Genomic DNA, 12,220 nt, shown 5'->3' on the forward strand with positions numbered 1-12,220 from the left:
ATTAAATGACAGCGCTGTCATTTATCTAAAAAGATAACCGACGCGCCAATCTAAATTAAGTAAAAGTGAGAAGCACAGTGGCTGATCAGAAGTATATTATCGGTGTAGATGGTGGCGGAACAAAATGTCGAGCCAGACTCTACTGTACTGTTCAAGGTTTTCTTGGCACGGGCCTAGCGGGCCCTGCTAATCCAGCCAGAGACTTTGACTCTGCCATGCAATCTGTCATTGATGCATGTCAGGCTGCTATTCAAAACGCTAACTTACCTCAGTTAAAGCTTGACCAAGTTCACGTAGGAATGGGGCTAGCTGGGGTCAACCTTGCCTCGGTTAAGCAAAAAGTTTTAGCTTGGCAACATCCGTTTAAATCGCGTTTTGTCACCACGGATTTACACATCGCTTGTATTGGCGCGAACGACAATCACGAAGGCGCTGTCATTATTGTTGGAACAGGCTCTTGTGGCTTAGTGGTAAAAGACAATGAATTTAGTCAACTTGGCGGCCATGGTTTTCCCGTGGGTGATTACGGCGGCGGCGCTTGGTTAGGTTTTGAAGCGATTCGATACGCATTACGCGCTATGGATAACTTAGCCCCTTCTAGTTCAATGATTACGCGCATTCTCAGCTATTTAAATTGCAGTAATGCCAATGACGTAGCCGAGATCATGCTTAACGCACGTCCTGCTGATTTTGCCAGATTGGCGCCGTTAGTTTTTGATGCCGCCGAAGATGGTGATGAAGCTGCGCGATCTATTATCCAAACCGGTGCTGAGCAAATCTCTGAACTCGCTCGCCAACTGTTAGCCAAACATCCTAGCCGCCTGTCAATGATAGGAGGCGTTTCCGAACGTATTAAATCTTGGCTGGCCGACGATGTAGCCAAGCATATTCAAACGGCAGTCTATCAGCCTGATTACGGCGCCGTATTTTTTACCCTAAACCAATTTAAAAACTAGTCGCATATTTTGAGGTTAAACATGACAACAACCATCATGGAACAAGAAGCTCGCCAAACACCGAGCTTGATCCGAGACCAGTTAAAAAACAACCAAGCCAAAGCCCAAGCTTTAGGTGAAAGTATTAGAAATAACCCACCTAAATTTGTTTATATCATAGGTCGAGGCTCGTCCGATCATGCTGGGGTATTTGGTAAATACTTAATAGAGATAGAGGCCGGTATCACAGTTGCCCATGCCGCACCATCGGTCGCCAGTGTTTATGATAAACAACTCGATTTATCTAACACACTCGTATTAGCGATTTCGCAATCAGGTCGCAGCCCAGATATTTTGTCGCAATTAGCCATGGCTAAAAATGCCGGAGCGACTACAGTCGCCTTAGTTAACGACGAAACTTCGCCGTTAGCTGAACAAGCCGATTTTTTAATGCCTTTAGGAGCGGGAGAAGAAAAGGCCGTTGCCGCAACAAAAAGTTACTTGTGTACGCTGTCGGCTATCACGCAAATTGTTGCTCATTGGACTCAAAATCAAGCCTTGCTAGATGCGCTAGACGCGCTGCCTGAACAGCTACAAGCCGCGATTGATGCAGAGCGCCAATTAACCACCCAGCAATTTCAAGATGTTCACAACTGCGTGGTATTAGGACGCGGTTTAGGTTATGCCGTTTCACGCGAAATCGCCTTAAAGCTCAAAGAAGTCTGTTCTATTCATGCTGAAAGTTACAGTAGCGCCGAATTTGTGCATGGTCCTATCGCTTTGGCCGGTAAACGCATATTGGCGTTAGAAATTGACGTGCACGATGAATCTCGGCCATATCATCAAGAGCAAATTATCGATTTACAAAAGCGTGGTTCTAAGATAATTCATTTAAATCAGGTAGATACAAATTGCCATCCGCGCACTGCGCCTTTGTTGGTATTACAAAAGTTTTATGTGGATATCGCCACAGTCTCAACCGAGCTCGGCTATAATCCGGATGCACCTCAAGGTTTAAATAAAGTAACTCGGACACAATAAGCATGAAACAACACTACCGCCCTACTCGCTTTTTTAACGGTCAAGGTTTTATCGACAATGCAGTGATCAGCGTCGAAAACGGCGTTATCTGTGGCATTGACGTAGCAGAAAATGAAGTTGCTGAAAATCTAACAAGTAAGGCAACGAATAACGCCATAAATCCACAAGACATAACCCGCTTAAATGGCACCTTGGCACCCGGTTATATCGACGTGCAAGTCAATGGTGGCGGTGGTGTACTGTTTAACAATCAGCCAACGCTTGCCAGCTTACAGGCCATGTTCAATGCTCACCGCCAGTATGGCACAACCGCGTTGCTACCCACCTTGATCACAGATGATATTGATGTGATGCAACAAGCAGCAGACGCGGTAGCGCAAGCCATTAAACAGCCTTTATCTGGCATAGTGGGTATTCACTTTGAAGGCCCACATTTATCCGTACCGAAAAAAGGCGTGCATCCCGCGCAACATATTCGCCACATTAGCGATCAAGAATGGCAACTATTTTCGCGCAACGACTTAGGTATTAAAAAAGTCACGTTGGCGCCAGAAGCGGTTAGCCCTGAGGAGATCCAGCGCCTGACAGAGCTTAACGTTATTGTGAGCTTAGGCCATAGCAATGCCACCTATGAGCAAACTCAAGCGGCATTGGCGGCAGGCGCGACCGGCTTTACTCACTTATTTAACGCCATGTCGCCATTAACCAGTCGCGAGCCAGGGGTAGTAGGGGCTGCACTGGCTGCGCAACAGACCTATTGCGGCATTATTATTGACCATCATCACGTACACAGTACCAGCGCCAACTTAGCTTATCGCCTAAAAAGTGCAGACAAGTTAGTTCTCGTGACCGACGCCATGGCATTAATTGGCAGTAAGCAAAGTCATTTCAATTTATTTGGCGAACAGGTTGCATTGCAAGGTGACAAGCTAACTATTGATACTGGGCAACTGGCCGGTTCTCATTTATCCATGCAGCAAGCCGTGCAAAACAGCGTTAACGATTTACACATCGAACTAGGCGATTGCTTAAAAATGGCCAGCCTAACCCCAGCCACATGGTTAGGTTTAGACGAGCAAATGGGCAAAATTGCCGTAGGCTATCGAGCCGATTGGGTATTACTTAATGACGATTTATCCGTACAACAAACTTGGGTTGCTGGCCAAGCCAGCTAATCACATTTCCATATGATTTAGGAGCAGAACAATGCAATTGGCAACTCTCGATTGGGCCATAGTGATCAGCATTTTGGCATCCACCATGCTGATCGGTTTTTTAGTAAGTAAGCGCGCCTCCAAAAACTCTGCTTCTTATTTTCTAGCTGGCCAAAGCATGCCTTGGTGGCTATTAGGCATTTCCATGGTGGCTACGACCTTCGCCGCTGATACGCCCAACTTAGTCACCGACATTGTGCGCTCGCAAGGCGTAGCGGGTAACTGGGTGTGGTGGGCCATGTTACTAACTGGCATGCTAACAACTTTTGTGTACGCTAAATTGTGGCGACGTTTAGGCATTACTACAGATGTTGAATTTTATGAGCACAGGTACACAGGCAAACCCGCGCGCTTTTTACGTGGCTTTCGTGCCTTGTATTTGGGTTTGTTTTTCAACGTAATGATCATGGCCAACGTCACCCTAGCCGCAGTGAAAATTGGTAGCGTTTTATTTGGTATTGACCCCACCATGGTGATTGTTCTTGCCTGTGTGATCACGGTTATTTTTTCTACCTTAGGCGGCTTTTTAGGCGTACTGATCACCGACATGTTACTGTTTGTGGTCGCTATGGTTGGCTCCATTTTAGCAGCCTACTTTGCGGTTAATCACCCTGAAGTTGGTGGCCTGAGTCAAATGTTGCAACATGAAGTTGTCAGTGAAAAATTAGCTTTTTTACCGGATTTTTCTAACCCTGATTTATATATTCCATTGCTTGTTATCCCGCTACTTGTGCAATGGTGGAGCGTATGGTACCCAGGCGCGGAACCGGGCGGCGGCGGCTATATTGCCCAGCGCATGCTTGCAGCCAAAGACGAAAACCACGCACTGGCGGCATCAGCCTTCTTTAATTTATGCCACTACGCGGTGCGCCCTTGGCCTTGGATTTTAGTCGCTTTGGCTTCAATTATTGTCTTCCCTGATTTGGCAAGCTTAAAAGCGGCATTCCCTAACGTACCTGCTCATTTAGTGAAAGACGATTTAGCCTATTCAGCCATGTTAACTTTCTTGCCTGCGGGGGTATTAGGTTTGGTTGTCGCGTCGTTAGTGTCAGCTTATGTTTCCACTATCTCAACCAGCTTAAACTGGGGTGCCTCTTACTTTGTAAACGACTTTTATAAGCGCTTTGTAAAGCCCGATGCCGACGACAAACAACAAGTTTTGGTTGGCCGCATTGCAACCGTAGTGCTTATGTTATGCGCCAGTTTAATGGCGTTATTACTGGAAAATGCCTTGCAAGGATTCCGCTTACTATTAACTATTGGTGCAGGTACAGGTTTACTCTTCTTATTACGCTGGTTCTGGTCACGCATTAATGCATGGAGCGAAATTTCAGCCATGATCTTTTCCTTCCTTGTCAGTATGTTTTTCGAGTTTGGACCATTTAGCGATTTACTTGGTTGGCAAAAAATGCTGTTGAGCGTGGGCGTAACCACCTTAGGCTGGCTATCTATCACTTTAGTTACCCAACCCGAGTCTCAAGAAACCCTCAATGCGTTCTGGAATAAAATACAATTCAGTCGCACAGACTTAGTCAAAGGTTTATTAATCGCCCTTGCCGCAACAATAGGGGTTTATGCTGCCCTATTTGCAACAGGCTTTTGGTTGTACGGTGAAATAGTTAACGCAATTGTATTAACCTCTATTGCGGCAATAACTGGTGTTATTACTTTTAAATATGGGCTTAAACCAAGCTAGTTTTTGTAGGTTGCTGATGAGCTAGCGAGGCCAAACAAAGCCAAAGTAATGTTGGGCTTCATTCGTCATCTCAACCTACAGATAAAAAGAATCACCCTCCCTGTGAGTCCTTATCCCTAAGAGCTTAGTGCCTCGCTGAGCTTGGCTGGGAGCCTCGAGTGTGCTTACTCGACCAGTCTTATGACTGGTTTTTTTCGTTTCAGGTAAGAAAAACAACCGTTCATTTTTCACTCAATTTTTATTGACATTCCCTCTGATAGAAACAATAATGACAACGCTGTCATTATTGTTAAAATGACGTAAAATTTAAGTTGAGGAGGCGCCATGATCACTCTCAAAGCTAAAGTCTGGCTATTAATAGCTGCAATTCTAATGTGTTTATTTGGATTAATGTCCGTTGGCTTATTTACATTAAAAGTTGCCAGCGACTCTGATAATCAAGCCCGAGTTAAACAGTTATTTCGCTCAACCTACAGCACAGTACAAACACTTGAAAAACTCGTAACCGACAACACCATCAACCTTGAAACCGCTCAACATATCGCTCGCCATTTATTACGCAACAATATTTACCACCAATCAGAATATGTATATGTAGCTGACAAAAAGCTTAATTTTATCGCCACGCCATTAGATCCTCAGCTACATGGCACCAGCTTTCACGAATTTAAAGACAGCCATGGGCAAAGTGTCGGCACTATTATGCTTAATGCGGTACGCAATAATAAAAATAAACAGGATATTGCCGAATATGAATGGACGCAAAAGCAAGCCGATGGCTCAACTGAAAAGAAACTATCGATTGCTAGACAAACCTCAGACTGGGGTTGGTACGTAGGGACTGGGATCGGCTTTGATGAAGTCAACGCCCGTTTTTGGCAAACCGCGCGTTGGCAATTAACCATTTGTGTTGTACTCACCTTAATCTTAGGTGCGACATTGCTCTACTCCGCCAATCGAATACTGAATATCCTAGGCGGTGAGCCTAAAGATGTTTTGTATCATGTAAGTGCCGTTGCCAAAGGTGATTTAACCGTCGATCATCAATTAGTCGTTGCAACAGAGCGCAGTTCCATATTGGGCTCCACCTTAACTATGCGCGAAACCCTAAGCCAAATCATGCAAAATGTCAGGCAGGTTGTCTCCAGTCTCAATCATCAAACCCATGATTCAGAGCAACGCTCTTGTCAAATTGAAGATTTGTTTGAACAACAAAAAAATGAAACCCACATGGTAGCCACCGCCATGACAGAAATGTCAGCTTCATCGCAAACTGTAGCCATTAGCGCCGCAAATGCGGCTGATGCGGCCAACGAAGCCGATCAGCAAGGAAAAAACGCCATGCAGGTTGTCCAAGTTTCTGTGAGTAAAATGCAAGATTTAACCGCACAGATCCAATCAACCAATACGGTGATCACCGATCTCGGCAGTGATGTAGAAGAAATAGTTTCGGTACTCGATGTAATACGCTCTATTGCTGAACAAACTAACTTATTGGCATTAAACGCAGCTATTGAAGCCGCCCGTGCTGGAGAAGAGGGTCGCGGTTTTGCCGTGGTCGCCGATGAAGTACGTCACCTAGCTAAACGCACCCAAGACAGCACCAGTGAAATTCAAGTCATGATTGACAAATTACAAAGTGGCGCCAGTCGAGGTATCACATCGATGGAGTCCAGCATGTCAGCAGCCCATGAAGCGGTCGATAAAGTCACAGCAACTTATGATTCATTAACGGGAATCGCCACGGCGATCAATACCATAAACGAAATGAACAACCAAATCGCCACCGCGGCAGAAGAACAAAATCAAGTCGGTGAGGATATTAGTCAACGCATTAATATGATTTCCGATTCTGCTCAACAAGTCGCGGATGTATCAAGAGACAGCAAACACATGACACAAAAGCTTGTTGAGTTAAGCGAGGATTTAGAAAAGAGTTTGCATTATTTTAAGTTGTCTAACATTAGTGATTAGCGTTAATCTTTGCTGCGTTTGTAGGTCGGCGTTTAGGCCGATAGGTAAACAAGGTTACACATATAAATGAACCAAGCATGGACGTAAAAAATATTCAAATTCGTCTGTTAAAAATTAACCAAAACCGAATAAAGCTGATACCTTGTTTACTGCCAGCAACTCACTTTTCAACCCGATAACACGCGTAGCCATTGGCCTAAAGACCAACCAAAAAGAATAAAATTTCCGTTGCTATTGATATCAGAGTTAGGAGCTGACTTTTTAAAATCAAGCCTATAAGTCATCAAGGTTTACCGTTATGGCCGGCTCATTTTTTCTTTCTTCTGCAATGGCTAATAACTCTATATCCTCTAATTTATTCATAAGCAATTCACAAGCTTCGGCTGGTACGCAATAAAAAGCGGGTTTATTTCTATTTAAAACCGCAACTGGCTCACCATGTGCACTAGCCACTACTTTCATTGGGTTTGCTTTTAGCTCTGTTATGCTGGCTGCAAACTCTGTAAGAACTCTCGTTGTCATATCATTACCAGTACTTTTAAAAGGTCTTTAATTCAGTCTTGTAGTAAGGAAAATATAACAAAGCAATTAGGGCAGACTAAAAAGCTCGGCTTAAATAGCCTGCACTTACAAGGCTGTATTGAAGTGGTATTGAACAAATTTTAACAATGAAAAAGCCACACTTTAGTAAAAACCATTGGCTGCTAACAACCATGTTTTGGTGTTCACACTTTGTTAGCTGCCTAGAGGGGTACTGAGTAAATATAAAGTATCGTTACTGAAGTCCTGTTCATGAGGCCACTCTACACAGCCAAAAGCAACCGAAGCTTGTTTCAAATAATTATAATCTTGTAATTCCTTAAAAATGCCCTTGTCTAAAAATGGGCTTACATCAAAAAGCTTAACCTCATCATTTTCAAAGGAAATCTTTAAAATATGTTCTTTTACTGCTTCAACGGAAATTACGCGAGGGTTCATACAAATAACCTATTTTAATGGGTCTATTTTAAAAACAGATTCACCATTTATTGCAAGTTGCCAATCAGCCATCAATTCATCTTTATGTATTTCAATCCACGCATCTACAAGCTTTTGTTTTGATTTAGGTAATTCGCCTTGTAAAACATCACCGGATGGTATTTCAATAATTGCGGCGCTTTCCTGATAGTGCACATGAATATGAGGCATATTATGTTGCTGATTATCGAAATAATACATACGTATAATTATTCCATAAAACATTGAAATAGTTGGCATGGCATTCTCATTTATGGTTGATTATCAGTATTATACATTGCTGCCTAACCCTGACAATCTTAGAGCGCTTATCAAAACAATCAGGATCGAAAGTAAACCCTAACGCCCCAATAAGACTGGCTGGCGATTGTTAATTGCATGTAAACTGGTACTTTGGTGTTATGCAGATAAATCTGCGCCAACAAAAATAACACGCTTATCTTTATAAAACTGGCCGCAAGTTTGTTTGCCAAACATCAATTTTCTCCTGCAATTTCATTCTGGCATTGGCGGGGCTGGTTGACGGCAACTCGATAATTTTAACGTGCGGAAATTCAGAAAATAAGCCTTGCCAAACATAGCGTTGAAAGCTTTGTTGTGCTTTTTTGCCATTAAGGGCAATTGCATTAATGTTTGCATGCTGCTTGAGCAAGCCAACAAAATCATTGGCGACGATGCTTGATTCAACAATATCCGAATCTAGGCTAGATTGACGCTGGCAATGCTTCATCACATCCCACAACGCAACTTGATTATCGACTAGTTTTTGCAATCGTTGTTGATAATCAAGCGTAAGTGAAAAGCCGAATAACTCGGCCATTATGGGCCAAAATGCATTGCGCGGATGGGCATAATATTGATTTTGTTCAAGTGAGGCTTTGCCGGGCATGGAGCCAAGAATGAGTAATTTGGCATCAGGATAAGCGATACAGCCAAATGAGCTTAGCAAATCACTAGGTTTATCGAGAAAAGAAGTGGTCATTAATAGGGTTTATTTAGAACTTATGCAGAGTAACTAGATTGCGGCTTGCGCCGCAATAACAAAGTTTTATCAATATAGCTATGTTCCCTTTAACTATTGTTGAGTTCACAAAAACATGCTTAGTAGGTCGAGTTTTAACTCGACAGCTCTAATACATAGTAAAGTAACCAAGTTGAATTAACTAAACCTGTCGTATCTTTTCGTCGAAATAAATTTCGACCTACATAAGATTCTTGCGCTGCAATAACAAGCTTATCTAAATTGATAAAGTTCGGGTTAACTAAGACAAATACTCAGCTAGCAATATTTCAGCTATTTGCACGCTATTGGTGGCAGCGCCTTTACGAATATTATCAGCGACTACCCACAGGTTTAATCCATTTTCACAGCTAATATCTTTGCGTACGCGGCCAACATAAACGTCGTCGTTACCCGCTGCGTCACCTATTTGGGTTGGGTAATCCTCGTTATCTGCCATCAAAATCACGCCTGGCGCTGTATCTAACCAAGCTTTAACTTGGCTAATATCAACTTTGCCTTTGGTTTCAACATGCAAGGCTTCTGCGTGCCCATAAAACACTGGCACACGCACAGCAGTAGGGTTAACGCGAATACTATCGTCAGCAAAGATTTTTTGTGTTTCCCACACCATTTTCATTTCTTCTTTGGTGTAATCATTGTCTTGGAAAACATCGATTTGTGGGATCGCATTAAAAGCAATTTGCCGATCAAACACGTGCGACTCGACTGGCTGACCTGTCAATAATTTGGTGCACTGCCCTGCCAACTCGTCAACTGCGCTTTTACCTGCGCCAGATACTGACTGATACGTACAAACGTTAATCCGCTCAATGCCTAAGTTGGCTTGAATTGGCTGCAATGCAACTAACATTTGAATGGTTGAACAGTTAGGGTTGGCAATAATGTTACGCTTTTTATAATCGGCGATGGCATGAGCATTAACTTCTGGCACCACCAGTGGTATATCATCTTGATAACGAAATTCCGAAGTATTGTCGATAACCACACAGCCGGCGCGCGCAGCGATTGGCGCATATTCTTGTGAAACGCTGCCACCAGCCGAAAATAAGCCAATTTGGCATTTAGAAAAATCAAAACCAGCAACGTCGATAACGTCTAATTCTTCGCCGCGAAATTCAACAGATTTCCCCATTGAGCGCGAACTTGCCAATGGGTATAACTTGCCAATTGGAAAATCTCGCTCTTCCAGTATTTCAATAATTTGCTTGCCAACTAACCCTGTGGCACCTAATACACATACATCTACTGTTTTCATTTATGTTCTCGTTTTATTACTTGGTAGCACGCAGGCTTAGTTGGGTTAATTTGTCTTGAATGTCGTGTGCAGGATGACGCACAACTAACGAGGTCATTTCACGGCGGATCGGATAACTGCGACGCAAAGATTTAAACTGGCTAGCATCTTGACGCATGGCGTTTTTAAACCAGACGTTATCGTCTCGAATGTCATACACCAAATGGGTGATTTTGCGTAAAATAGATTGTTCAAACTGACAAGAGGCAGCTAAATCAATATTATCAACGCGCATTGGCGGTAAAAAGTCATGCAACTGATGCTGTTTGTTTAAACCGAAAAAATCACATAGTTTAAAATACAACATCTCGGTACCGCGCGCTTTGCCTTCAAGGCTATGCCCCGCAATGTGCGGAGAAGCAAACATAGCGAGTTCCATGATCTCTAAATCAATATTTGGCTCGTTATCAAAAACATCCAGGACCAGCTTGGTTTTTGGCTTGGCTTGCATATGCGTCTTAAGCGCCGCTTCGTCAACAATTTCACCGCGACAGGCGTTGATAAAGATCACGTCTTCACGCATTTTGGCAAATTGCGCCGCACCAAACATTTTGTCTGTGGCAAACTCATTATCGTGCGTTAATGGCACATGGCAACTGATAATATCGGCCGCTAGCACTTCATCTAAACTGGCTGAAGTAAAACTAGCATCGTTTTGCGCACGCACGGGATCATAAGCTATCACTTGGCAACCCAAAGCGTTGACTCGTTCAACAATACGCGAACCGACTTCACCAACACCAACAACCGCGACACTTTTATCAGCCAGCTCAAACATAGATTCCTGAGCAATAATAAACAGTGCGCTTAACACATAGTCTGCTACTGCATCAGCATTACAGCCACCGGCTGCTGTCCAATGAATACCTTTGTCTTCTAACGCTTTGCCATCTATATGGTCATAACCCGCGGTCGCCGTACCAACAAACTTAAGATTCTTAGCTTGGCTGACTAACTCACGACTGACTTTTGTGGTTGAGCGAGTCAATAACACATCGGCGTCGCTAATGTCTTGTGGCTGCACTTTGTAACCAGAAAAGCGAGTAATGTTGCCCACATCTTTAAAAAATTCTTCCGCGTATAAAAGCGAATCTTCAATATAGATCTGTAATTCAGTAGCCAATGTGTTGTACCTGCGAGCAATGTTAAAAATTAAGGGCGCAGATTATACCTGATATCGGGCAAAGAGTTGAAATAAACCCAATAAATATCGCGGTTAGATTAGGAATAGAAAATAGACCCTGATGTTGGGTCTATTTTTACAATGAATGATAGTCAAAGCGATCAGGTTTTAGGGGAAGCCGTCAAGCTTCGAATCCCCATGAGCATATGCTCTATTATGTGATTGGGGTGAGTAAGCGCTGACAATGAACCATAAGACCTGAGCGAGAAGACTAGATTTAAAAAGCCTTGGCTTTAAAGATGTTTTTTGGCGACAGCCAACATTTGCTTGCCTGATGGGCGGGTTTTAAAGTCTTCACTGACATAATACCAAGCAACTGTACCGTCTTGTTTAATCAAATACATTGCAGGGTGCGCAAGGTTATCGCTTTTATTGAAGCCCCATGCTTTAGCCACACTCACGCTAGGATCACTTAAAAACAAATAATTCTGACCAAAGCGGCGCTGACTGTTCTGATTAGTGGTTGTACTATCGCCGCTGATCGCAATTAAACGCACACCTTGTTTTGCTAATTCAGGTAATGCAGCTTCAAATGACTCTAAGCTGTCAATACAAAAGGGGCACCACTCTCCGCGATAAAAAACCAATAACGCGTGATTGTCTTTTAATACTGACGACAATGTCACTTGCTTATTGTCAGCATCAAGTAAAGTAAAATCAGGTGCCTGCGAGCCAGCTTTTACTTTAACTGAGCTAATATCACTATAGCCACTTGATGCGATAACGCTCTCGTCTATATCACTATTGGTTAAAAAGCAGGCTGATACCAATAACGTTGACGCCGCAATTACCGCCGTTTTCGCTAGGGTTTTGAAGTGTGTAGAAATATTCATATTGTCCAT

The 12,220-nt window shown here is 43.2% G+C and carries 12 protein-coding genes; 5 read left to right on the forward strand and 7 right to left on the reverse strand.

What is annotated here, in order from left to right; translation table 11 throughout:
• The first annotated feature begins 77 nt into the window (after positions 1 to 77).
• The 5 genes from nagK (at position 78) to C2869_RS17295 (ending at position 6,860) form a co-directional block, all read left to right on the forward strand.
• A complete protein-coding gene (gene nagK, locus C2869_RS17275; RefSeq protein ID WP_108604130.1) occupies positions 78 to 956 on the forward strand; it encodes an N-acetylglucosamine kinase in 879 nt (292 codons plus the stop codon).
• Positions 957 to 977: 21 nt separating this feature from the next.
• Positions 978 to 1,976, forward strand: a complete 999-nt coding sequence (gene nagB-II / locus C2869_RS17280) for a glucosamine-6-phosphate deaminase NagB-II (protein ID WP_108604131.1) — start codon at positions 978 to 980, stop codon at positions 1,974 to 1,976.
• A 2-nt stretch (positions 1,977 to 1,978) separates the two neighbouring features.
• Positions 1,979 to 3,151 carry an N-acetylglucosamine-6-phosphate deacetylase gene (gene nagA, locus C2869_RS17285; RefSeq protein ID WP_108604132.1) on the forward strand — a complete coding sequence of 391 codons (1,173 nt, stop codon included), beginning with the start codon at positions 1,979 to 1,981 and terminating at the stop codon, positions 3,149 to 3,151.
• Between the two features lie 31 nt (positions 3,152 to 3,182).
• On the forward strand, positions 3,183 to 4,886 hold the full coding sequence (locus C2869_RS17290; RefSeq protein ID WP_108604133.1) for a sodium:solute symporter family protein: 1,704 nt from the start codon (positions 3,183 to 3,185) through the stop codon (positions 4,884 to 4,886).
• Between the two features lie 324 nt (positions 4,887 to 5,210).
• On the forward strand, positions 5,211 to 6,860 hold the full coding sequence (locus C2869_RS17295; protein ID WP_199915586.1) for a methyl-accepting chemotaxis protein: 1,650 nt from the start codon (positions 5,211 to 5,213) through the stop codon (positions 6,858 to 6,860).
• Between the two features lie 273 nt (positions 6,861 to 7,133).
• Here the strand turns inward: C2869_RS17295 and C2869_RS17300 are convergent, their stop codons facing one another.
• The 7 genes from C2869_RS17300 to C2869_RS17330 form a co-directional block, all read right to left on the reverse strand.
• On the reverse strand, positions 7,134 to 7,382 hold the full coding sequence (locus C2869_RS17300; protein ID WP_108604134.1) for a type II toxin-antitoxin system Phd/YefM family antitoxin: 249 nt from the start codon (positions 7,380 to 7,382) through the stop codon (positions 7,134 to 7,136).
• Between the two features lie 213 nt (positions 7,383 to 7,595).
• On the reverse strand, positions 7,596 to 7,838 hold the full coding sequence (locus C2869_RS17305) for a DUF2442 domain-containing protein (RefSeq protein WP_108604135.1): 243 nt from the start codon (positions 7,836 to 7,838) through the stop codon (positions 7,596 to 7,598).
• A 9-nt stretch (positions 7,839 to 7,847) separates the two neighbouring features.
• Entirely contained in the window at positions 7,848 to 8,117 is a 270-nt protein-coding gene (gene dhiT, locus C2869_RS17310) for a type II toxin-antitoxin system toxin DhiT (protein ID WP_108604136.1), read from the reverse strand.
• 202 nt (positions 8,118 to 8,319) lie between these two features.
• On the reverse strand, positions 8,320 to 8,859 hold the full coding sequence (locus C2869_RS17315; protein ID WP_108604137.1) for a DNA-deoxyinosine glycosylase: 540 nt from the start codon (positions 8,857 to 8,859) through the stop codon (positions 8,320 to 8,322).
• A 280-nt stretch (positions 8,860 to 9,139) separates the two neighbouring features.
• On the reverse strand, positions 9,140 to 10,156 hold the full coding sequence (locus tag C2869_RS17320; RefSeq protein ID WP_108604138.1) for an aspartate-semialdehyde dehydrogenase: 1,017 nt from the start codon (positions 10,154 to 10,156) through the stop codon (positions 9,140 to 9,142).
• Between the two features lie 16 nt (positions 10,157 to 10,172).
• Positions 10,173 to 11,318, reverse strand: coding sequence for a 4-phosphoerythronate dehydrogenase (locus C2869_RS17325; RefSeq protein ID WP_108604139.1), 1,146 nt, complete (start codon positions 11,316 to 11,318; stop codon positions 10,173 to 10,175).
• 293 nt (positions 11,319 to 11,611) lie between these two features.
• Entirely contained in the window at positions 11,612 to 12,211 is a 600-nt protein-coding gene (locus C2869_RS17330) for a peroxiredoxin family protein (RefSeq protein ID WP_159084215.1), read from the reverse strand.
• Positions 12,212 to 12,220: the final 9 nt, after the last annotated feature.

This window comes from Saccharobesus litoralis, assembly GCF_003063625.1.
Classification (GTDB): domain Bacteria; phylum Pseudomonadota; class Gammaproteobacteria; order Enterobacterales; family Alteromonadaceae; genus Saccharobesus; species Saccharobesus litoralis.